Source organism: Kribbella hippodromi, from assembly GCF_039531045.1.
Taxonomy (GTDB): domain Bacteria; phylum Actinomycetota; class Actinomycetes; order Propionibacteriales; family Kribbellaceae; genus Kribbella; species Kribbella hippodromi.
In genome coordinates this window covers 63933-86171 of record NZ_BAAAPH010000027.1, presented here as the reverse complement: position 1 = coordinate 86171, position 22239 = coordinate 63933, and the positions used below count along the sequence as shown (strand labels likewise).

The 22239-nt window shown below is 67.1% G+C and carries 21 protein-coding genes; 2 read left to right on the top strand and 19 right to left on the bottom strand.

Going from position 1 to position 22239, the window contains the following annotated elements:
• Nucleotides 1-12 precede the first annotated feature (12 nt).
• From ABD260_RS32180 to ABD260_RS32150, 7 genes are all read right to left on the bottom strand, one after another.
• Nucleotides 13-2382: a glycoside hydrolase family 65 protein gene (locus ABD260_RS32180; RefSeq protein ID WP_344239725.1), complete on the bottom strand. Its 2370-nt coding sequence runs from the start codon at nucleotides 2380-2382 to the stop codon at nucleotides 13-15.
• 46 nt (nucleotides 2383-2428) lie between these two features.
• Nucleotides 2429-3172: a beta-phosphoglucomutase family hydrolase gene (locus ABD260_RS32175; protein WP_344239723.1), complete on the bottom strand. Its 744-nt coding sequence runs from the start codon at nucleotides 3170-3172 to the stop codon at nucleotides 2429-2431.
• Between the two features lie 115 nt (nucleotides 3173-3287).
• Nucleotides 3288-4412 carry a sigma-70 family RNA polymerase sigma factor gene (locus tag ABD260_RS32170; RefSeq protein ID WP_344239721.1) on the bottom strand — a complete coding sequence of 375 codons (1125 nt, stop codon included), beginning with the start codon at nucleotides 4410-4412 and terminating at the stop codon, nucleotides 3288-3290.
• Nucleotides 4413-4437: 25 nt separating this feature from the next.
• The gene (locus ABD260_RS32165; protein ID WP_344239719.1) at nucleotides 4438-4857 is read right to left on the bottom strand and encodes a VOC family protein; all 420 of its coding nucleotides are present in this window, start codon (nucleotides 4855-4857) and stop codon (nucleotides 4438-4440) included.
• A 105-nt stretch (nucleotides 4858-4962) separates the two neighbouring features.
• Nucleotides 4963-5967: an acetylxylan esterase gene (locus ABD260_RS32160; RefSeq protein WP_344239717.1), complete on the bottom strand. Its 1005-nt coding sequence runs from the start codon at nucleotides 5965-5967 to the stop codon at nucleotides 4963-4965.
• Nucleotides 5968-6111: 144 nt separating this feature from the next.
• The gene (locus ABD260_RS32155; protein ID WP_344239715.1) at nucleotides 6112-7158 is read right to left on the bottom strand and encodes a mandelate racemase/muconate lactonizing enzyme family protein; all 1047 of its coding nucleotides are present in this window, start codon (nucleotides 7156-7158) and stop codon (nucleotides 6112-6114) included.
• 3 nt (nucleotides 7159-7161) lie between these two features.
• The gene (locus ABD260_RS32150) at nucleotides 7162-8184 is read right to left on the bottom strand and encodes a DUF4037 domain-containing protein (RefSeq protein ID WP_344239713.1); all 1023 of its coding nucleotides are present in this window, start codon (nucleotides 8182-8184) and stop codon (nucleotides 7162-7164) included.
• A gap of 46 nt (nucleotides 8185-8230) precedes the next feature.
• Between ABD260_RS32150 and ABD260_RS32145 the strand changes: the two genes are divergently transcribed.
• Nucleotides 8231-8872: an HAD family hydrolase gene (locus tag ABD260_RS32145; protein ID WP_344239711.1), complete on the top strand. Its 642-nt coding sequence runs from the start codon at nucleotides 8231-8233 to the stop codon at nucleotides 8870-8872.
• A 7-nt stretch (nucleotides 8873-8879) separates the two neighbouring features.
• Here ABD260_RS32145 and ABD260_RS32140 read toward each other — a convergent pair whose 3' ends face one another.
• From ABD260_RS32140 to ABD260_RS32095, 10 genes are all read right to left on the bottom strand, one after another.
• Entirely contained in the window at nucleotides 8880-9521 is a 642-nt protein-coding gene (locus ABD260_RS32140) for a hypothetical protein (RefSeq protein ID WP_344239709.1), read from the bottom strand.
• A complete protein-coding gene (locus ABD260_RS32135; protein WP_344239707.1) occupies nucleotides 9518-10075 on the bottom strand; it encodes a SigE family RNA polymerase sigma factor in 558 nt (185 codons plus the stop codon). Before ABD260_RS32135 ends, ABD260_RS32140 begins: the two co-directional genes overlap by 4 nt.
• A 67-nt stretch (nucleotides 10076-10142) precedes the next feature.
• Nucleotides 10143-10505 (bottom strand): cupin domain-containing protein, encoded by a 363-nt coding sequence (locus ABD260_RS32130; RefSeq protein ID WP_344239705.1) that lies wholly within the window; start codon nucleotides 10503-10505, stop codon nucleotides 10143-10145.
• Between the two features lie 3 nt (nucleotides 10506-10508).
• Nucleotides 10509-11588, bottom strand: a complete 1080-nt coding sequence (locus ABD260_RS32125) for a Gfo/Idh/MocA family protein (RefSeq protein WP_344239703.1) — start codon at nucleotides 11586-11588, stop codon at nucleotides 10509-10511.
• Between the two features lie 106 nt (nucleotides 11589-11694).
• Complete coding sequence (locus tag ABD260_RS32120) at nucleotides 11695-11997, bottom strand: PASTA domain-containing protein (protein WP_344239701.1); 303 nt, start codon at nucleotides 11995-11997, stop codon at nucleotides 11695-11697.
• Nucleotides 11998-12132: 135 nt separating this feature from the next.
• Entirely contained in the window at nucleotides 12133-13104 is a 972-nt protein-coding gene (locus tag ABD260_RS32115) for an ABC transporter ATP-binding protein (protein ID WP_344239699.1), read from the bottom strand.
• Nucleotides 13101-14081, bottom strand: coding sequence for an ABC transporter ATP-binding protein (locus ABD260_RS32110; RefSeq protein ID WP_344239697.1), 981 nt, complete (start codon nucleotides 14079-14081; stop codon nucleotides 13101-13103). Before ABD260_RS32110 ends, ABD260_RS32115 begins: the two co-directional genes overlap by 4 nt.
• On the bottom strand, nucleotides 14078-14998 hold the full coding sequence (locus ABD260_RS32105) for an ABC transporter permease (RefSeq protein ID WP_344239695.1): 921 nt from the start codon (nucleotides 14996-14998) through the stop codon (nucleotides 14078-14080). The genes ABD260_RS32110 and ABD260_RS32105 overlap by 4 nt, the downstream gene beginning before the upstream one ends.
• Nucleotides 14995-15999, bottom strand: coding sequence for an ABC transporter permease (locus ABD260_RS32100; RefSeq protein ID WP_344239693.1), 1005 nt, complete (start codon nucleotides 15997-15999; stop codon nucleotides 14995-14997). The genes ABD260_RS32105 and ABD260_RS32100 overlap by 4 nt, the downstream gene beginning before the upstream one ends.
• Nucleotides 15996-17612 (bottom strand): ABC transporter substrate-binding protein, encoded by a 1617-nt coding sequence (locus tag ABD260_RS32095; RefSeq protein WP_344239691.1) that lies wholly within the window; start codon nucleotides 17610-17612, stop codon nucleotides 15996-15998. Before ABD260_RS32095 ends, ABD260_RS32100 begins: the two co-directional genes overlap by 4 nt.
• Before the next feature lie 98 nt (nucleotides 17613-17710).
• Here ABD260_RS32095 and ABD260_RS32090 point away from each other — a divergent pair, with 98 nt between their 5' ends.
• Entirely contained in the window at nucleotides 17711-18787 is a 1077-nt protein-coding gene (locus ABD260_RS32090) for a LacI family DNA-binding transcriptional regulator (protein ID WP_344239689.1), read from the top strand.
• Between the two features lie 409 nt (nucleotides 18788-19196).
• On the opposite strand, the gene ABD260_RS32085 is transcribed toward ABD260_RS32090, so the two are convergent.
• Nucleotides 19197-20252, bottom strand: coding sequence for a helix-turn-helix transcriptional regulator (locus tag ABD260_RS32085; RefSeq protein ID WP_344239687.1), 1056 nt, complete (start codon nucleotides 20250-20252; stop codon nucleotides 19197-19199).
• A gap of 589 nt (nucleotides 20253-20841) precedes the next feature.
• Entirely contained in the window at nucleotides 20842-22128 is a 1287-nt protein-coding gene (locus ABD260_RS32080; RefSeq protein ID WP_344239685.1) for an alpha-amylase family protein, read from the bottom strand.
• Nucleotides 22129-22239: the final 111 nt, after the last annotated feature.

The following is a 22239-nucleotide window of genomic DNA, read 5'->3' as shown; positions in this document are numbered from 1 at the left end:
TGAGCGCCGGTCCTACTGCTCTTCGTTGATCGCCATCGCCGGCCGCGGCTCGCGGCCCGGCGGTTGCGGTGGACGCGGCAGCAACGGCCGGCGCTTCTCCAACGTCCGGACCACCGGCTGCGTCGCCGTCACCGTCACCTCTTCACCGGCGTGCCGCAAGGTGATCGACGCATCCGGCCCGTCGTGCACCGTGTACCGCACCGACACCGGGTCGATCGCCACCTTCAGCCGCACACCGCGCCACCGGACCGCGAAACTCAACCCGGACAGCCCGATCGGCAACGCCGGATCGAACGCCAGCACCCCGTCGCGATCCCGCAACCCGCCGAACCCGGCCACCAGTGCACTCCAAGCACCACCGAGCGACGCCATGTGCAGCCCGTCGCCGGTGTTGTGGTGCAGGTTCCGCATGTCGATCAGCGCGGCCTCGTACGCATAGTCGTACGCGAGGTCCAGATGCCCCACCTCGGCGGCCATCACCGCCTGGACGCAGGCCGACAAAGACGAGTCCCGTACCGTCAGGCGCTCGTAGTAGTCGAAGTCACGGGCCTTCTGCTCGGCTGTGAACGCGTCACCACACCAGTACGCGGCCAGGATCAGATCCGCCTGTTTCACCACCTGAGTGCGGTACAGCTGGAAGTACGGCGCGTGCAGCAGCAGCGGGTACTTGTCCTTGTACGCCTCGAAGTCCCACACCGCGTACCCAGTGAAACCTTCGGACTGCGGATGTACGCGCAGGTCCGCGTCGTAGGGCACGTACACCGCGAGGGCCGCGTCCCGCCAGGACGCCTCCTCCTCGCTGTCGACGCCCAGCTCACGCGCCCGGCCCGGCAGCTTCGCGGCGATCTCGGCCGCGGCGCGCAGGTTGCGCGCCGCCATCAGGTTGGTGAAAACGTTGTCGTCGGCAACAGCACTGTATTCGTCCGGGCCGGTCACGCCGGGCAGATGCCAGCGGCCGTCGCGGTCGTGGTGCCCGAGCGACATCCACAACCGCGCGGTCTCGATCAGCAGCTCCAGCCCGACCTCGGTGAGGAAGTCCTCGTCGCCGGTGGCCTGGTAGTAGCGCATCACCGCCTCGGCGATGTCCGCGTTGATGTGGAACGCGGCCGTGCCCGCCGGCCAGTAGCCGGAGCACTCCTGCCCGCGGATCGTCCGCCACGGGAACGCCGCGCCGCGGAAACCGAGCTCCTCGGCGCGCTGTTTCGCCATCTCCAGCGTCGAATGCCGCCAGCGCAGCGCATCGGCCGCGGCGTCGGGCAGCGTGTACGTGAGCACCGGCAGCACGAAACCTTCGGTGTCCCAGAACGTGTGCCCGTCGTACCCGGCGCCGGTCAGGCCCTTCGACGGAATCGCCCGCCGCTCGGCCCGCGCACCCGCTTGCAGTACGTGGAACAACGCGAACCGGACCGCCTGCTGCAGCTCCGGATGCCCTTCCACCTCGACGTCGGCGCCGTCCCAGAAGTCGTCCAGGAACTCGAGCTGCTGCTTGATCAACCCGTCCCAGCCGGAGAACCGCGCACTCGCCAGCGCGGCGGCGACCTGATCGCGGATCGCGGTCTCGGAGCGCAGGCTGGACCAGCCGTACGCCAGGTACTTCACCACGCGCAGGCTCTCGCCCGGCTGCAACTGACAGATCACCGTGGTCCGGGCCCAGTCCTCGCGGACATCCTGGTCCATCGCGTACCGGGCCGTGGTCTCGACCTCATGCCCCATCGCGGCCGCCATCAACTGCCGGCTGCGCGTGGTGCGATGGATCAGTACGGTCCCGTGCTCGCCGCCGTCGTGGCTGACCGGCTTCAACGGATTGTCCAGTACAGCCGCCACGCGCGGGTCGTCGGACAGCTTCGGCTGTGCTTCGTTCGCGACCAGCTCGGACTGGATGACGAATCTGGCCGGCTGGTCGACCGCTTCCACCACGTACTCGATCGCGGCGACCGCGCGCTGCGTCAGCGAGACCATCCGGCGGCTGCGTACCTTGATCCGCTTGCCGCCCGGTGAGGTCCAGTCGACATCGCGTTCGAGGATGCCGGTCCGGAAGTCGAGCGACCGTTCGTGCTTGGTCAGGAAGCCATAGCGTACGTCGAACGGCGAGTCGTCGACGAGCAGCCGGATCAGTTTGCCGTTGGTGACGTCGACGAGTGTCTGACCGGACTCGGGGTAGCCGTAGCCGGCCTCCGCGTACGGGAGGGGGCGCTGCTCGTAGAAGGAGTTCAGGTAAGTACCAGGGATCGCGTACGGCTCACCTTCGTCGAGGTTGCCGCGCAGGCCGATGTGACCGTTCGAGAGCGCGAACAACGACTCGGACTGCGCCAGCTTGTCCAGCGCCAGCCGCGTCTCCCGCAACCGCCACGGCTCGATCGGATGATGCCCACGATCAATCACACGCCCTCCAACAAGTCGGCCACGATCGGATGCTGCTCGCCGGTGGTCATGCCTCCGCCAGTAGGTCGGCCAGATCCCGGACAACGAGGTCGGCGCCGTGGGTCTTCAGCTCGCCGGCCTGGCCGACGCGGTCGACGCCGATCACCTGGCCGAAGTGACCGGACCGCCCCGCCGACACACCGGCCAGCGCGTCCTCGAACACCGCCGCCGCGGACGGCTCGATCCCGAACCGCTTCGCCGCCGCCAGGAACGTGTCCGGCGCGGGCTTCCCCCGCAACCCTTCGGTACGAATCGTCACCCCGTCGACGATCTGCTCGACGTACTGCGCGAGTCCGGTCACGTCCAGCACCTCGCGAGTGTTCGCACTGGACGACACCACCGCCCGCCGGAGCCCCGCCTGCTCGGCCGCCTGCAGGTACTTCCGCGAACCCTCGAACACCCGCACCCCGTCAGTCCGGATCCGCCGCTGAACCGCCTCGTTCTTCCGGTTCCCCAGCCCGTTCACCGTCTGCGCCGCCGGCGGATCGTCAGCATTCCCGTCCGGCAAGCTGATCCCCCGCGAAGCCAGGAAATCCCGTACACCATCGGCCCGCGGCTTCCCGTCCACATACGCGTCGTACTCCGCCCGCGCATCGAACGCCCGGAACGGTATCCCCTGCGCGGCCGAGTAATCCCGCAGGAACTCGTCGAACATCTCCTTCCACGCCGCAGCGTGAACGGCAGCCGTATCCGTCAACACCCCATCCAGGTCGAACAAACAAACCCGAATCCCCGCGGCAAGTCCCAACATGCCGCCCACCCTACTTTCCCGCACCTCCACACCAATGGATATCCACCGGCGTTGTGGGTTCTCCACCGGTATGCGGGTGGAGAACCCCACAGAGCAGTGGATATCCAGGATGTGATCAGAGGTGGTCGGGGAGGTTGAAGGTGGGGAAGCGGGAGGCGCCGAAGGTGGTGATTTCGGTGATTTGGCCGGCGGCGATGCGGAGGATGTCCAGTTTGAAGGCGCGGTACAGGGTGTCGCCGGGGCGGCGGAGGTAGGAGGCCGCGGCGGGGAGGCGGTTGGCGGAGGTTGGTACCAGGCGCCAGTCGCCGTCGCGGTCCGGGCCGAGGGCGCGTTCGAGCAAAGGCAGGCAGGCGGCCAGGCCGTCGAACCTCAGTCGGTCCGGTGGCATGGTGACGCGGAGGTCCTCGGCGGCGATCGCGATTGCTGCCTCGGTGTCGCAGCGTTCGTGGGCGTCGATGAAGCGGGCCAGGACCTCCCGCTCTTCCGCGGTCGGTTGCGGTGCGGTCCAATCGGCGCGGCGCGCTGGTAGTCGTTGCTGCATGGTTGCGCGGGCTCGTTGGAGTGCACTGTTCGCCGCGGCGACGGAGGTTTCGAGCAGGCCGGCGGTGTCGGCTGCCGACCAGCCGAGGACGTCACGGGCGATCAGCGCCGCGCGCTGGCGAGCGGGCAGTGCTTGCAATGCGATCAGAAACGCCAACTCGATCGTCTCCCGATCCACCACAACCGCATCCGGCTGATCGCCCGGAGGCGCGACCTCATCGAGCAGCCGATCCGGATACGGCTGCAACCACACCAGCTCATCCGAAGACGTACGCCCAACGCGCCGCCCCAACTCCCCCGCAGAAGCACCGTCGCGCGCCGGCTCCTCCGCGGCGGCACCGTCGCGCGCAAGCTGCTCCGCGGAAGCACCGTCGCGCGCCGGCTCCTCAGCGGAAGTGCGTCCCGCGGCGGGTGGGGGCAGGCGGCGGGTGTGGCGGCGGGTGAGGTCCAGGCAGATGTTGGTGGCGATGCGGTACAGCCAGGCGCGAAAGTACGTCCGGCCGTCGTGCTGGCCGAGACTGCGCCACGCGCGGAGCAGCGTCTCCTGGACCGCGTCCTCCGCGTCATCGAAGGAGGCGAGCATCCGGTAACAATGCACGTGCAACTCGCGCCGGTGCTGCTCGGCGAGCGCGGCGAACGCGGTCTCGTCACCCGCGAACGCCGCCTCCTCCACCGACCGGCCGGCATCCGAAACAGTCATCGCGACTCCCCAGACCAGCCGGACGTTACTTCTTGGGAGTCCGGCCGACCTCCTGGATCTGCCAGTTGTTGCCGTCCGGGTCCTCGAGCGACATGAACGTCTCGTAGTCGCCCCGGTTCGGCGAGACGCCGTCCTGCTTTCCCTGGGCACCGAAGTGGAACGGCTCGCTCACCTCGACCCCACGCTCCACCAGCTCGGCACGCGCCGCCTCGATGTCGTTCACCACCAGGTGCAGACCCTGGTAGCTGCCCGGTGCCGAAGTGGTCAGCCCGGTCCCGATCGTGATCGAGCAGGCCGACCCCGGCGGGGTCAGCTGCACGACCCGGAACGAGTCCCCGGCCCGGTGGTCGACGTCCTCGGCGAACCCGAGCTGTTCGGTGTAGAACTTCTTCGCCCGATCGACGTCCGACACCGGCACGATCACGAGCTCGAGCTTCCAGTCCATCCACGGCCTCCAATAGTCCGGTCGGTCCCAGTCTGACCGACCCTCATGACCGTGTAACGACGCCCGGGCCGAAAACTCATCGGTGCCGCGATGATTTCTCCGCGACTACTTCTGGGCGGCCGCCCCGAAGATCTGGGCGAACCAGTCCAGCTGCGCCACATCCTGGTACGTCTGACCGCCTTCGTGGGTGTTGTAGTGGTACACCTCGATGTCCTTCTGCGCGTTCCCGTAGTGGTTGTACGCGGCGAACACCGTCGACGGCGGGCAGATCGGGTCCATCAGCGCGACCGAGAACAGCGCCGGCGCCGTGGCCAGCCGGCCGAGATTGACGCCGTCGAAGTAGCTCAAGGTGTTCAGCGCGGCGTCGACGTCGTGCCGGAAGCCCTTCAGGTACCGGGCGATCTCGCCGTACGGGTCCTTGTCGGTGATCTCCAGCGCCCGCTGGAAGTGGCACAGGAACGGTACGTCCGGAGCGCAGCCGAGCAGGTCGATCCCGGCCAGCGGCGCGAGACCGGCCGCGGCGATCGAGATCCCGCCGCCCTGGCTGCCGCCGGTGACGATGATCTTGTCCGGGTCAACCAGCGGCGAGGTCCGGACCGCGTCCAGGGCCCGGACCGCGTCGATGTACACGCGCCGGTAGTAGTACGTCTCCGGGTCGGTGATGCCCGCGGTCATGAAGCCCGGTGTGTGGTTCAGACCCGCGTACGGGCTCGCGTCCGGCGTGCCACTGAGCCCGCCGGAGCTGTAGCCCTGACCACGGGTGTCCATCACGAAATGCGCGTACCCGGCCTGGGCCCACAGCGTGGTCGCGTGCGCGAAGCCGCGGCCACCGGAGTAACCGTGGTACTGCACGACGGTCGGGAGCGGGCCGGTGGTTCCGGCCGGCACGTGCAGCCAGCCCTTCACCGGCGCGCCGCCGAAGCCGGCGTAGCTGACGTCGTAGGTGTCGATCACCGCGAGCTTGTTGTCGACCGCGGTGAACGAAGCGGACAGGTCCTCGGTGCGCGCCTTCTCGATCGAGCGGCGCCAGAAGTCGACCAGGTCGGCGGGAGCGGCCACCTCGGGCCGGTACTCGCGGAGCTTGTCGAGGGAAAGGTCGAACATGGCCATGAAGGAGAAACCTACGCCCGGCGACCGCTGATTGGTAAGCGATGTCCATAACCGGATCCGGAGCAGGCTCGTCAACCGCAAGCCCGAGCTGGTCTCGGGTCGACGAGAAGTCGCTCGCAACGGCCACCGAGTACGGCCGGCGGCCTAAGGCAGAGTGAGGCCGAAGCCTGGGCGGTCCGACAGGATGACGTGACCGTCGTCGAGGGTGTAGTCGCCGGTGCCCAGTGTTCGGCCCGGTACGCCCTCGACGATCGGCACGTTGCCGAGACCCGCGGCGAGGTGGGCGGCGTACAGCGTCTTCAGCGGCAGCCCCCAGGCGTGCGGTGATGCCTCAGCCCGCAGCCGCGGCATCGTGTGGCGCCAGGCGGTCAGGCCGTGCCCGACGACATCCATCAGCGCGACGTCGACCAGACCGTCACGGGCGAGTGCGAGGACATGCTCGACGTTCGGGTCGTACTCACCGTCCGCCACCTTCGTACCGGGTGCTGCGGCCTGCAGGCGCTCGCGCAGGGCCTGTAAGTCCGGGCGGCGCTCCGGGAACGGCTCCTCGATCCAGTAGAGCTCGCAGTCGGCGACAGCATCCAGGTACTCGAACAGACCGTTCACGGTGAAGCCGTCGTTGCCGTCGACAAGGATCGCGGCTTCCGGGTACAGCTCGCGCGCCAGCCTGGTCACCTCGATGTCACGCCGCAGTCCGTCGGCCGGCGGCATCCAGCGGTGCCCGCGGCCGATCTTCAGCTTGAAGTCCCGGAAACCGAACGCATGATCCTGTGCCAGGTTCGCCCGGATCGCGTCGATCCCGCCGTCGAGATCGTCGAAGTAGATGCCACCGCTGTAGCACCGCACCCGTGGCTCAGCGGCTGCGCCGAGCATGGCGTACACCGGCACGTCCAGGATGCGCGCCGCCAGGTCATGGAGCGGGTAGTCGAGGAACTCCGCCACCGGATCGATCACGCCCTGCTCCGGATCGATCAGCTCGGCCAGCTTCCGCCCGACCAGCGCGGCCGGATTGCCGTCGTACAACGGCAGCCCCCAACCGGTCGCGCCGCGGTTCGTCTCCACCACGTACACCGTGAACGTCCCGCCGCTTCCATGGCTCCCGAGGAACGAGTTGCGGCCGATCGTCCGCAGGTACTCGTAGTGCAGCTCGGTAGTAGTGACGGAGCTGATGACATGGCTGCCGAGAGTCATCGCTCAACGATAGACAGCCGTCAGCTTCCGGTACACCGGCGGATTGCTCAGTACGTCCGTGTTGTCCACGTACTGGTCGATTGATCCGATCAGACCGTGCCGCTTGACCTCCTCGTCCGTGACGTTCGCCAAGCACGCCTCGACGAAGCGGTCGGCGCCGATGACCTGTGCGGGGCGGTCGAAGTACGGTCGTGGTGACGGGTCGAGCTCATCCGTGACGCCCAGTGCGTTGTGACGACGGGCGACCAGCTCGTACGCGGTGACGAGCGCCTGCTCACGGTCCGGGTACGACGCGGCGTCCACGGCACTCGACAGCGCACTGCCGAGTCCATCCGAGTCATCCAGCCGCGCGAACGCAGTACCCAACCATTTGGTGTACGGCGCGTACGTACGCGACTGCAGTAGTGCCAGCCGCATCACGTCACGCGTCAAGCGCGCTGCGACTACTCGGGAGCCGAGCCCGTCACCCACCTCATCCGTGCGTTGGACGAACGCCTCTTCCTGGGCGATCCGGGACCACTGGCAGGCCATCAGCCAGTACCAGATCTGGTCCGGGTACCAGGACAGTGCTGCACGTACGGGAGCGAGCCGCCCGTCATCCGCGTACACCTGGCCGGCTACTACGCCGAGCAACTGCTGCTGCGGGGTTACCAGCCAGTCCTCGACTCCGATCCGCTGCGACGCGTCAAAGCCGAGCCGTTCAGTCAACCAGTCCCCCAGCGTCGCCACAGCTACGTGATGCCGCGGCGCATAGCTGTCCCACCCGAAGCGCACCGGGTACCCGTCGTACTCGTCCGGCAGTCCGTCGTCCACGGCCTTCCGGACGCGCTCCACCTGGTCCGCATCGACCAGCACGGTCACTCGCGGCCCCCACCCGTGGTCCATCGACCGTGCGGTGTCGTAGCCAAGGACATCCGAGCCCCACCCGAGCAGACCGGCCGCGTACCCGATGTCACCCACCAGCGGTGCGATCACCTCGGCATGAAACCCGGCTGCCACCTCAGCTGCCGCCCGGAACTCCGCCACGACGGGACCACCTTTCGCTCTGGTTTGCACGTCTACAGTTACTCCGGTGAAGGTGACGCATGTGGTGTGGGACTGGAACGGCACACTGCTCAATGACAATCACGCAGTGCTGGCTGCCGTCAACGGAGTTTGTGCCGGGTTCGGCCGGGCCGACCTGAGCTGGAGCGAGTGGCAGGAGGCGTACGCACGCCCGATGCGGGTGTCGTACCAGCAGATCCTGCAGCGCGCACTGGACGAGCAGGAGTGGGCGCAGGTCGACAAGCTGTACCACGACCGGTACGACGAGCTGCTGCACACTTGCGAGCTCGCTGCCGGCGTCCATGACGTACTACGTGAGTGGAACGCCGGCGGGCGGACGCAGTCGCTGCTGTCGATGTGGTTCCACGCACGGCTGACCCCAACGGTCGACCAGTACGGTCTGACGTCGTACTTCACCCGGGTGGACGGTCTTGCAGGGGACGTAGGCGGCGGCTCCAAGGCGGACAGCCTCGTACGCCACCTCGCGGCCCAGCAGCTCGACCCGACCGAGGTAGTACTGATCGGCGACGTGGTCGACGACGCGCAGGCTGCCCAGTCCGCCGGCACCCAGTGCATCCTGGTCTCCACCGGTGCCATGACCCGCGCGTCGCTGGAAGCTACTGGAGCCCCGGTCGCCGCCTCAATCGCCGAGGCACTGCAGCTGCTCTGACAACCTGTCAGGGGAAGCGGTAGGCAGCGACGCCTAGCACCGCGGTCGGGTCCGTCAGCTGCGGCACAGTAGGTTCACCGAGCCGGTAGCTCAGGTCCACCAGCCGCAACCGGATCGGCTGGCTACGAACCAGTGGCATTCCACCCGCGTCGAACCCGGCGCCGAGGTTGTTCAACGCTGTCGGGAGAGCCGAGCACGGCATCAGCGCGGATTTGCCGCCCGGGCTCGTGACCAGCACCTGGTGATGCTGTGCGTCGCGGGCCTGGCAGATCAGCGACAGATCGCCGGGGATCATGGCCGGACCACCAGTAGCCACCGGCAGTGCCGTAGCGGTGAAGTCGGTCTGGCCCCGTATGCCCACAGCTTGCCCAGCCAGCTTGTAGCCATTCAGCTCGGTTGGGAACGTCACGCCGGCTGCCCCGGGCGCGGACGCCGGTGGCTGCTCGGTCAGCAGTACCCGTGCCTGCACGCCGCCGATGACCACCGCAACCGCAGCGGCGACACCTGCGAGGGTCAGGGCGACGCGCTGCCGGCGCCGGCGAACCCCACGGCGGTGCAGGTCGCGCAGCGGGACGACAAGGTGCCCAGTCGGCTGCGACGCCTGCGAGAGCTGCTCCCGCAGCTTGTCTTCGAGTTGTGCGGTGTTCATCGGTTACCCGCCTCCTCGTCTGCCTGCCCGGCAGCAGACAACGCGACCTGCAGCCGGCGGAGCGCCCGGTGCGCTTGGCTCTTGACTGTTCCGACGCTGCAACCGAGCGCAGCCGCGGTCTCCGCCTCGGTCAGGTCCTCGAAGTAGCGCAGCACGATGACGGCACACTGACGTTTCGGAAGAGCTCTGAGCGCGTCCAGCAGGTCCGCATTCTCGACCACGCTGTACTCGTCGACGGCGGGCCGCTCCAGATCGATACTGGTCAACCGCTCCGGCCGGGAGCGTCGCCAGCAGTACCAGGCGAAGTACGTGGTCAGTACGGTGCGACGCACGTACGCCGTCGGGTCCTCGCTGCGGATCGACCCCCACGCACCCCAGCACTTGACCAGCGCACTCTGCACCAGGTCCTCCGCCAGCGCCCAGTCCTGCGTCAGCAGCCGCGCCATCCGGACCAGCTGCTGATAACGGGCCACGACATACTCGTCGAAGTCCGTTGCCTGTGCCCTGCGTCGATCCTCCACCTGCCCCCGAACAGCAGCCAACTCAGCGGTCATATCTGTGAGGAGGCGGTCCACCCCTCAGATGGTTGTCATGCTGCCAGAGATTTCCTACTCGCCGCTCCTACTCCCCGACCGTTTGACGGTCCGGTGCCGAGAACGAGATCACGAAGATCGCCTCGTCGGGGCCGATGTTGCGGGCGTTGTGCAGCGCGCCGGACGGGATGCTGATCGTGTCCCCCGCCCGCATCGTCACCCGGTCGTCGTCCACGCTGTGCTCGATCGTGCCCTGGAGCACGTGGAGCACCTCGTCGCAGTTGGGGTGGTAGTGCCGCGGGTTCTGTTCACCGGGGCGGATGTAGCACCGGCCGACGGTCATCGTGTCCGAGTTGCCCAGTGCGGCGGAGACCATCCACTCCAAGCGCCCCCACGGCTGGTCCTCCACCAGCACCGCATCCGCACGGGTGATCCGGCTCTGCTCTCCCATTGGTCAGCTCCCCATCGTCGCGGACGTACCGGCAGGCAGCCGGCGGTACAGCTCGTACAGCTTGAGGATTTCGCGTACGTCGGCCAGCGTGCCCTTCTGCACCGGTGTCCCGGCCAGTACGTGCTCGCAGAAGTGCACGATCTCCGGTACGTACCCGAGGTAGAACAGGTTCTTGTTGTAGAGCTGTCCGAGCGAGAACTCCGGCTCCCAGTGCAGTGGTGCGACCGCATCGTCGGTGACGAACGACGCGGATCGCCCGTAGCCAAGGTCAGCGCCGGCGCGGTAGTACGTGATCCGTACGCCGTTCTCGACCACCACGTTCGCGCCTGCGCCGATCACCTCGACTCGCTCCAGCGGGGCACTGTTCGCCGCGCCCGCCGCGAGGTGCAGTGCGCCGATCGCGCCTGACTCGAACAGGAGGCTGGACACGCTCGCACCGGTCCGCGGCTCCCACTCATAGCTCAGCCGCCGTACCGGACCCATCAGGTGGGTGAGGATCGCGGCCGGGTGGAAGATGTGGTCCAGGAAGCCGATCATCTTCGCGTCGTCCGACCGGTCGTCCGGCGCGGGCAGTGCCTGCGGGTACCGGACCGCGATCGACGACACCGGCCCGAACTCGGGCGTCGCCAGGATCGACTTCACCTTCTCCATCGCGGGCGTGAAGATCTTCTTCAAGCCTGTCATCACCGTACGCCCAGTCTCGTCCGCGGCCGCCTGCAGCCGGTCGAGCTGCGCGATCCCGGCCGCCGTCGGCTTCTCCATCCACACGTGCGCCCCGGCCCGCAGGCAGTCCTCGGCGAGCGCGGTCGCCTGTACGTCACCCGCGTCGGTGTACGAGGTCACGATGAACACCGCATCCGGCCGCTCCACCGCGAGCAGCTGGTGATGGTCGTCGTACGCCGCCGCCGCACCGAACTGCCGCGCGTACGTCTCGGCGCGATCCAGCTGCACATCGCAGACCGCAACCAGCTCGACCGGTGCGTACTGGAACGCCGGGTAGACGTTCCGGTACGAGTGCCCGCCCGCACCGATAAACGCACACCGCAACCGCTCGCCGTACTCGAACTGGTAGGTAACCGACATCAAGCCTCCAGCCACAGGGCGAACGAGCTCCACCGATGCTAGTTGGCTGTGGGCGCGACCGATCAGTTCTCGAGTAGACCACCTCCGCGCCGGGCCGCGGCCCGGTCTACTCGCCGATCTTCTTGGACCGGAGCAGGATCTTGGTGTCCGACGCTGCCTTGGTGCCGCCCGCAGGTGACTGCGAGACAACCACCCAGTTGCGGTCGTTGATCAGGAGGCGGCCCTGACCGGTGGCGTCCTGTTCAGTCAGGTAGTAGAAGCCGGCCGCCTGCATGGTGTCCTGCGCTAGCTGGTGGTTGAGACCTACTACGTTCGGCACCACACCCGTCTGCACCGAGGGACGCGCCGCCGACGGCTGGGGCGTCGTGCTGGTGCTGGTGCTGCTGCTGGGTGGTGCCGTTACTGTCACGGTTGTTGTGACGGTTGCGGTTGCAGTCGGCTGTGCGTTGGGGGCAGTGGTTGTGCCGCAGGCGGACAGCAACAACAGCGGGGCTGCAGTGAGGACGACTCTCGATGCCCGGGTCACCCACTACAAATACCCCAACTACTCTTCGTGTAACCAGCAGCGGGTCCAGTGGCCGTTGGTGGAGGTGGTGGTTGGCGGGGGCTTCTGGGTGCAGATCGGCATGGCGTGTGGGCAGCGGGCCGCAAAAGGACAGCCGGCCAGCTCCTGTTCGCGGTCGATCGGCTCGTTCGACCCATCCGCCATTGGCAGCGTACGCCGCTGACTGCTCCTGTCCGGATCAGGTGAAGACTCCAGCAACAGCTGTGTGTACGGGTGCCGCGGCCGCTGCGTCACCTCCTCGGCCGGACCGCCCTCAACCATCCGGGCCGCGTAGATCACGTTGATCTCGTCCGCGAAGTACCGTGCGCTGGCGATGTCATGGGTGATGTACAGCATCGCCAGACCGTCCCGTGCGCACAGGTCCGCGAACAGCCGCAGTACGTCGAGCCGGATCGACACGTCCAGCATCGACACCGGCTCATCACCGATCAGTACTACCGGATCAGCCGCCAGCGCCCGTGCGATCGCCACTCGTTGCCGTTGGCCACCGGACAGCTCATGCGGGTACTTGTCGATGTACTGCTCCCCCGGCGTCAGATTCACCCGTTCCAGTAGCTCGATGACCTTCGCAGTCAGATCACCGTCCGCAGTACCGAAGTTCCGCAATGGACGGCTCAGGATGTACCGCACCCGGTGCAACTGGTTCAGCGAGGCGAACGGGTCCTGCATGATCAACTGCACTTGCCCGAAGTGCGCCTGGCGGTCCGTACGCCGCTTGTGGCTGACGTCCTTCCCGGCCAACCGGATCGTTCCGCCGGACGGCTCGTCGCCGAGCGTCAGGAGCCTGGCCAGCGTGCTCTTGCCCGAGCCGCTCTCTCCGACCAGCGCAACCACCTTGCCGGACTCCAGCGTCATCGAAGCGGAGTCGACCGCAGTGAACCACTGGCCATGCTGACGCCCGTGCAGCGCCATCCGCTTGGTGACCTCGACGGCTTCCAGCAGTACGGTCATCGAGCCACCTCCTGACGGTCGAGCAGCAGACAGGCTGCCTGCGTACGGTCGCGTTCGATCAGCAACGGCAGGGACTCCCGGCAATCGTCGACACGCTGTGGACAACGTGGTTCGAACGCACAACCTGTCGGCAGTCGCCGCAGATCCGGCGGCGTGCCACCGATGCCGCGCAGCTCACGCCGCGGGCCGTGCAACGACGGGAACGAGTCCCGCAATCCCTGTGTGTACGGGTGTTGCGGGTCGCGGTAGATGTCTTCGGCCGACGCGATCTCGACCGCGCGCCCGGCGTACATCACCATGATCCGATCGGCCAGCTCGACCAGCAGCGACAGGTCGTGCGTGACGAACAGCACCGAGAAGCCGAATGTTGCCTGCAGCTCCTTCAGGTTGTCGAGGATCTGGCGCTGCATCACCACATCGACCGCGGTGGTCGGCTCGTCCATCACGACCAGATCCGGCTGGCAGGCCAAGGACAGCGCGATCGCGGCTCGCTGGCGCATCCCGCCGGACAGTTCGTGCGGATAGCTGCGTACGCGGTCGCGCGGGATGCCGACGAGTTCGAGCAACTCCGCGGCCCGGTCCCATGCTTCGGAGCGTTTCACCGCCCGGTGCGCCCGGATCGCGTCGGCGAACTGCGTACCGACCCGCATCACCGGGTTCAGCGAGCTCATCGCGCTCTGGAACACCACCGCGACCCGCTCCCAGCGCAGCTCCCGCAGCCGGCGCGGCGTACAGCCGACCAGCTCGACCGGTTCGCCCTCGGACGGGCGGTACGTCACCGTGCCTCCGGCGATCCGGGCCGGTGGTCGCTGCAGGCGGGTGATCGCGGTCATCAAGGTGGTTTTCCCGCTGCCGCTTTCGCCCAGTACGCCGAAGATCTCGCCACGTCCGACGTCGAACGACACCTTGTCGACCGCGCGTACGGCTGGATCGGTGCCGTACTCGACGATCAGGTCACGGACCTCGAGCAACGTCATGCCGCCACCTCCGTACGACGCACCTTGCGTCGTTTGGGCCGCTGTTTCGGCCGTCGACCGGTGCGGAGCGTACGGCGCCGCGGGTCGGACAGCTCGTCGATGCCGAAGTTCACCAGTCCGGCCGCCGTACCGACCAGGGCGATGCCCAGGCCCGGCGGCAGGAACCACCACCAGGCGCCGCTCTGCAACGCGCCCTGCGACTGCGCCCAGTACAGCATCGTGCCCCAGCTGACCGTGTTCGTGTTGCCGGCGCCGATGAAGTCCAGTCCGGCCTCCGCCGCGATCGATCCGACCACCGCGAATAGGAAGGTCGACGCGATCACCGGCGCCAGGTGCGGGACGACCTCCATGAACAGCACCCGCGACTGCTTGTCCCCGCTGTACCGCGCGGCCGCCACGAAGTCGCGGTTGCGCAGCGACAACGTCTGCGCGCGTTTCACCCGCGCGCCGCCGGCCCAACTGGTCAGACCGATGATCAACGCGACCGCCGCCCAGCCACCACGGCCCCGCGTGTAGCTCGCGATGAGCAGCAGCAGCGGAAGCCCTGGGATCACTAGAAAGATGTTCACGAATCCGGTCAGCGCCGCGCCCGCCTTGCCGGTGTGATAGCCGCTCACCAACCCGAACACGACCGCGAGAAAGGTCGAAATCGTCCCACCGACCAGCCCGACGAAGACCGACACGCGCGTACCGGTGATGAACTGCGCGAACACGTCCACCCCGGACGACGTCGTACCGAGCCAGTGCTCGCCCGACGGTCCGGCCAGTGGCGGACCGGCGTGCAGCTTGGTGGGCGACTGGCCGAGCCAGGCACCTACGACCACTGGTCCGACCAGTGCGATAAGTAGCATCAGTGCGAGGACCGCCAGCCCGACCGTGACCTTCCGGTCGCCGCCGGCCCACAATCGTCTGATCACGACGCCTCCCGGGTCCGCGGGTCGATCAGCACGTAGAGCGAGTCGACCACGAAGTTCGCCGCCAGTACGGTCAGCGAGATGATCAGGAACAGGCCCTGCATCAACGGGTAGTCCACGTTCACGATCGCCTGGTTCAGCAGGCTGCCGAGACCGGGATAGTTGAACACCATCTCGGTCAGCAGCGATCCACCGACGACCATCCCGATCGAGACCGCGAAACCGCTGATGCTGGGCAGGACAGCGTTCCGGGCCGCGTACGAGAAGACCACCCGATGCCCCGGCAGACCCTTCGCCTGCGCGAGCAGCACGTAGTCCTCGTTCACCACCGACGCCATCATGTTGCGCATGTGGATCATCCACCCGCTCACCGACGTCAGCACGATCGTTGCGGCCGGCAACATCGCGTGCCGGACCGCGCTGTTCAGGAACTCCGGCGTGAACCCGGGCACCAGTCCGAGATCGGCACCGCCGGACAGTGGGAACCAGCCGAGCGTGAACGAGAACACGTACGCCAGGATCAGCGCCACCCAGAAGTACGGCACCGAGTGCAGGAAGATCGACACCAGACTGCCCACCGAGTCGACCGCCCGCCCCGGCCGCCAGCCGGCCACGATGCCCAGGCTGGTGCCGATCACGAACGCGATCACGGTCGCACTGCCCACCAGCAGCAACGTCCAAAGGAACCCGGACTTCACCACCGACGAGACAGTCGCCGGGTAGAACGAGATCGACCGCCCGAAGTCCACGTGGATGATGCCGTTCAGATAACTGACGTACTCGTGCCACCACGACTGCCCGCGCGCCCCGCCGAACAGCCGGTGCACCAGCTCCTCCTGCTGCTCGGACACCGGACCCAGCTCGGACATCTTGAACAGGATCGCCGACGCCGGATCGCCCGGCATCAACCGTGGCAGCACGAAGTTGATCGTGACAGCGGACCAGGCGGCGATCAGATAGAACCCGATCCGCTGGACGAACGGCGCGCCCCGGAGGCGCCTCATGCCGGCTTGAGGGAGAGGAACAGCTTGGCCGCGAAGACACCGCTGATCGCACCGGGATCCGGCGTCGTGTACGGGTCGTCGGCGCTCGGCCAACCAGTCCAGTGCTCGGTGTTGTACATGTAGGGCGTACCCTTCACCGCCACCGGGATCACCGGCAGCTGGGTCAGCATGATCTGCTGCAGCGGCTTGGACGCGGCGAGCTGAGCCTCCGGCGCGGCCTGGGCAAGGGCGCCGAGCGCGGACTCGGTCGCCGGGTCGTCCCAGCCGACCACGTTCGTCTTCGACTTCTTCGACAGCATCTTGTTGTAGAACGTGTACGGGTTCGTACCGAAGGTGAACGCATCGCCGTAGATCGCGTCGAAGTCCCGCTTGTCCTCGTCACCCGTGTACGCGGCCGACGGTACGCCGTTGACCGCCGCATCGATGCCGAGCGCGGCAAGCTGACCGGCCAGCTCCTGCGTGTACGCCATCCCGTCCGCGAACGCGCTGACCGTCAGGATGCGCAGCTTCAACTGCTTGCCGTCGGCACCGATCAGCTTGCCGCCTGCCTGCTGCTTGTACCCGGCCCGCGCGAGCTCGGCCAGCGCGGCCGCCTGGTCCGGCTTGAGCGGATCACGATCGGCCGGAGCGATCCACGACGACCACGTCCCCTGGTACAACCCGGTCGGACCAACCGGCTGGTACACGCCCGGGTTGTACGCATCCGTGACCGCCTGCCGGTCGAGTGCCAGCGCGATGCCCTTGCGGACATGCACGTTGTCGAACGGCTTGCGCTTCAGGTTCAGCATCAGCGGCTTCATGCTGGCGTAGATCGGCCAGAGATGGTTCTGCGCGGGAGCCCGCTGGACGAACTGGTTCTTCACATCCGGGATTCCCGCGTACGCCAGATCGATCTCGTGGCGGACCAGTTGCTGGGTCAAGAGGTTCGTGCTGCTGGTGGTGACGTACGTGATCTGCGGCACCGGGACCTGCTGCTTCCAGTAGTCCGCGCGCGCCTTGAACGTCGCCTGCTGACCGGTGACCTGGCCGAGCGAGTACGGCCCACTGCCCATCGGCTGCACGTTCGTGTCGGTGTCGGGGTCCTTGCCGGCCCAGACCTTCTTCGGCACGATCACCGTCCGGCCAAGATCCTGGATCGCCGCGTACGCGGGCTTGGTGAAGGTCAGGTGGACACCGTCGGCGGTCTTCGTGACCTGGTCCACCGGTAGCGCGAGCAGATCGTGCTGCTTCAGGTAGCCGAACGTGAAGATCACGTCGTCCGCGGTCAGCGCGCTGCCATCGGCCCACTTCGCCCGGTTGTCCAGGGCAAGATCGATCGCCTTGCCGCCCGTACCCCAGCTGTACTTGGTCACCAGGCTCGGCATGAACTCGCTGGTGTGGGCGGTGTTGAAGTCGAACAGCTGCTCGTAGATCAGGCCGATGGTGCCGCGGAGCGCGTTCACCGAGAACGGGTTGAAGTTCGGTTGCAGGGTCGGCTGCGAGTACGCGGCGACCGTCAGCGGCCGGCTGCTCGCGGCCCCGCCGGAGGCGCCGGCGCCGCCCGAACAGGCGGTCAGCCCGGACAGCAGGACCAGACCGGTCACGGCAGCTGTCAGTTTCACTCTGGAGCGCACGGGATCTCCCTTCGGTCCCGGGCCGGATCGGCCGGGGTGTGATGAGACTGCCAACGTTTGCAGCAAGAGTCAACGGCTTGCAGTCGAAACTCGGATAAGTGGGTACGATCAGGGTGCGCAACAACGGCAATCGTTTGCGCTACGATGCCAGGACCTATCCGTACCCGACTTGGGGAGCTGCATTGGCTGTCACGCTGGCCGAGGTGGCCGCGGCCTGCAACGTGTCGACCTCGACCGTGTCCCGGGCCCTCACCGACCCGGAGAAGGTGAACGCCGAGACCCGGACCCGGATCGAACGCGTCGCCCGGCAACTCGGGTACGCGCCGAGCCGCGCCGGACGCTCGCTGGTCTCCGGCCGGACCGACACCGTCGGCCTGGTCGTACCGGACATCGCGAACCCGTTCTTCCCGCCGATCATCAAGTCCGTGCAAGCGCGCGCCCGCGACAAGCGGTACGCGGTGCTGATCGCCGACACCGACGAACACGTCGCCGACGAACTCGAACTCGCCCGCGGCCTCAGCCGCCAGGTCGACGGCCTGATCCTCGCCTCACCACGAACCGCCCCCGCAGAGCTGACCCGGCTCGCGCAGCAACTCCCGGTGGTGTTCGTGAACCGCGAGGTCGAAGGCGCCGGCAGCGTCGTCATCGACGAAAACGAAGGCCTGCAGGAAGCGGTCGAGCATCTCGTCTCGCTCGGCCACCGCCGGATCACCTATCTGTCCGGCCCGCGCCGCTCCTGGTCCAACCAGCAACGCCGCGACGCCCTCGCCGCCGCCTGCACCGCCAACGACGTGGAACTGCGCGAACTCGGCCCCTTCGAACCACAAATCCAGGCCGGCATGCGCGCCGCCGACCTGCTCCAGTCCTCCGAAGTAGCCGCCGCCATCGCGTACGACGACCTGATCGCCCTGGGCGTGATGTCCCGCCTGACCGAACGCGGCATGCAAGTAGGCCACGAAATCAGCGTCATCGGCATCGACGACAGCCCCCTCTCCACCGTCACCCACCCCATGCTCACCTCAATCCACGTCCCCGCCGCCGAACTGGGCTCCGCCGCCGTAGACCTCCTCCTCGACCAACTCCGCGACCCCGACCTCCCACCCCAAACCGTAAAACTGGAAACCCGCCTGGTAATCCGAGGCTCAACCGGCGTAGCCCCCACCAGTTTCAAGTAAAACCAGCAAACAAGAGAGCCCCTGGAAGAACCGGGAAGAGCAACAAGACAAGAACAAAGAAGAAGACAGAGAACAGAAATACAAGAACAGGAAAGGCAGAAGAAAAGAAGAAATACAGTAGGGGTCCGGCACGTGGCCGCGGTTGGCTGTCACCAATGACCGTCAGCCTGCAGGAGCACAGCTGGTCCGCGCTGGAGCCGGCCACTGCCCCCAAGTGCAGAGGGCCGGATGCGAGTTCAGGGCGGTCGGCGAGCCTGAGTAGACCTCCTGCTCTGTCACCTGGCGATCTCTTGGCGGCTGGCGGGTTGTTCTGTCGCTAGCGTGTTGCAGTGCGCCAGCGGACACACAGCCCGTCAGCCGTCGGACCGAGAGCCCGTGGCGAGTAGCGCGGCAGTGGGGGATGGTGTTACTACACCAGGTTGCGGTAGTCGCGTTGGGTGGTTGGGGTGGCTGTGTTGATCCAGTTGAGTTCCCAGACATCGGTGTTGATGTTGAACTGCCTGTCGACGCCGATCCAGCGGCCAGTCATGGATTTGCCCATCGGGTCGACGACCAATTGGATGGCGCCGTGGTACTCGCGGCCGTGATAGTGCCCGTCGGTGCTGGTCCGTTCCGACCAGGTGCCGGTGGCAACAGTTCCGCGAAGGGCAAGCTCGAGGCGCACGTGCGAATCGTTGCGGGCCGGCACGTTCTCGCCGACGATCCGATCGCCGGTGTGCCGGAGGACGATGTAGTGCTCGCAGGAGAGTTGTCCCGCTCGGCCGCTTGAGCGATAGAAGTACCGCGAGTGCCAGATACCTCCGAGGTCGTGCTCGCCGGCGGGGCCTCTCACGGGTTCGTCGACCGCGGCGACGGCAGTGGCCGGGGTGGCCGCGGCCAGGGCAAGCGCCGCGGACAGTTTGGTCAGCAGGCGGCGGCGCCCGAGTCGTGGGTCGACCGTGCCGAGCCATGCCGCGACAGTACGCGCGAGCACCTCCGGGCTGGTGTTCTCGACTTCGTCGGCGACCCGGCGTGCGGCGTCCTCATCCGCGGGTACAGCCAGCCCGGCGCTGAGGTCGGCGACCCGCGACGTCACGCGATGATTCGGATCAGTTGAGCGGAAGTCGGCGCAGTCGGCGACGAGATCGGCGATCGAGCACTCGTACAGTTCGGCGAGCCTGGCCAGCACCTCGAGAGAAGGTTCGTACCCGCTCGCCGACGGCCACTGCTCCCAGTACGAGAAGTTCTTGAAGGTCTTCGGGACCGCCGGCCATCGCTCATTCCAGTGGTCGGCCGCTTCACGCTGACTCCAGTCGTGAGCCATCCGGAACGCGACGCGCAGGTTCACTCCGTACCGCTCCGCAAACGCGCCTGCGACCTGCACCCAGGTGCGGTGTTCCGCCCGCAACTCCGCAGCCCACTGTCGCCGCTGCTGCCGCATGCTCGACGCGGCGGAAGCAGCATGGGGCGGCGGGTGCGTGCTCACCACAACATCGTGCCACAAGATCCTCCCCGCCAGACGGGGACGATTCGCGACAATTGCTCATCGATCGGCTCGGTGGATTGGGTAGGTGGTTGGCGGCAGAGTCGGTTGTGAGGTCAGGGCGGTGGGTGAGCCCGAGTACGCAGGCGGGTGTGCGATCTCCTGCCCCGTCGCCCTGGCCGTTCCAATCGAGTGCGGGGAATGTGATGAGTGAATCGGTACCGATCAGGTCTGAGGAGGTTTTGGCCGGCGTGCGGCGGATTCTTGATGAGCGGCGTGCGCCGGAGGAGACCATTCGGGCAATCCGGCGGCTGCTGAAACCTCCGGTCGCGTTGCCAACCCGTCAGCACACCGACGGAGGGTGGCCGGTTCTCCGGGCCTCTGCCTGGAACCCTGACGACAACCGGCGGCGCGTTGAATGACTCCGGCCGGAAGTGCGGCCGGCTCCGGGTGGCTGGCGGGTTGTTTGGCTGGTGGCGGGTTGTAGGGCGTCAGTGGGCAAATAGCCCGTCAGCCGTCGGAGGAAGGGGCGGTGATGGGTTATACAGCCGGTGGCCGGGCCGGGCCGGGGACAAGCCGGGCCGGGTGGGGGCTACTGGGGCTGGGGGTTGGTGGGTTTTAGTACTAGGCCGGTGTTGGCGGGGATGGTGATTTTGCCGGTGTATTGGGTGCCGTGGAGGTCGGTCCAGGTGCCGGCTGGGAGGGTTAGTTTGGCGGCGTGGGTTGAGGTGGGGTTCACCGCTGTCAGGCCGTCTCGGTAGAGCCGGGTCCAGAGGGTGGGGCCTCGGTGTACGGGTGGGGTGATCGCCGGGCCCAGGTCGGCTGTCATTTCTGGGATTTCGTTGAAGGCGGCGTAGTCTTTGCGGCCCGTGCTTTCCAGCATCGTTGGGGCTTCGCGGTAGAGGAAATAGTTGGCGACCACCCATTGGCGCTGCTCAGGGCTGGACTGGTACCAGTAGTCGGTGGGGAGCTTGTTCAAGATTACTGCCGGTTTGCAGCGGTGGCGGCGGAGTAGGTCGAACATCAGTTGCCACTCGTCGTCGGTGACGTTCTCGACGCGGTGGACGGTGAAGCCTTGTTCGTTCAGCCAGATGTCGGAGATGTCGATCATCTGGTCGAGCGCGGCGATGTACTCGGGCGACTTGTCCTGGAACTCGTCGTGCAAGCTGCCGTTGAAGGTCAGATTGAACGCCACCGCGACGCCGCGCGAGTGCAGGTAGTCGCGCAGGAACCGCAGCCAGTCGAGTACGTCGCCGACCCACGCCGGGTCCTTCGGATCGGTGCCGAACTGCTGCACCCACGTACCGTTCGCGTCGTAATGCCCGCTGACCTTGAAGTCGTTGCGTACGCCGATGTTGTCGACGGCAATCACCTTGAAACCGGCCGCGATCGCCGGATCGAGCAGGTTCGTGATGTACCACTGCCGGACCGCGGGGTTGCTGATGTCGATCGGCGTGTACACCTGGTTGTTGAACTCCCACGCCGGCGTGGTGCGATCAGCCGTGTACTCGATCCAGTCCGGGTGATTGGCCTTGAACCATTCCGGCGTGAACTGGCGCGCGGGTGCGTTGCGGAACGCGGTGACGTACGAGCTGGCCAGTACGCCGTCGGGTTGCGCTGCTTTCAAAGCACCCCAGACGAAACCGACGCGGCCGGCGTACACCGATGGGTCGGGGACCTGCCGGTCGAACACCTGCGCCTGCAGTACGCCGTGATCGCTGGTGACGGGCAGCGGGACGCCGGTTTGCGCCGGCCGACAGGTGCCCCCGTCGAGGTTCGGTTCGGCCGCCTGCGCGGCGGGTGTCAACAATCCGGGTGTCAACAATCCAAGACCGGCGGTCAGAACCAGCGCGGCCGAGGACAATCGGCGGAGTCTCATACACATTCCTCTCGTGAATGGTCGGGTCGCAGCTTCGGCAGATTGCCGACAAGCTCACCGATGCCGGGCTGCGGACGCAGCAGTTCGCCAGCAAGCATCGGTTCGCCAGCA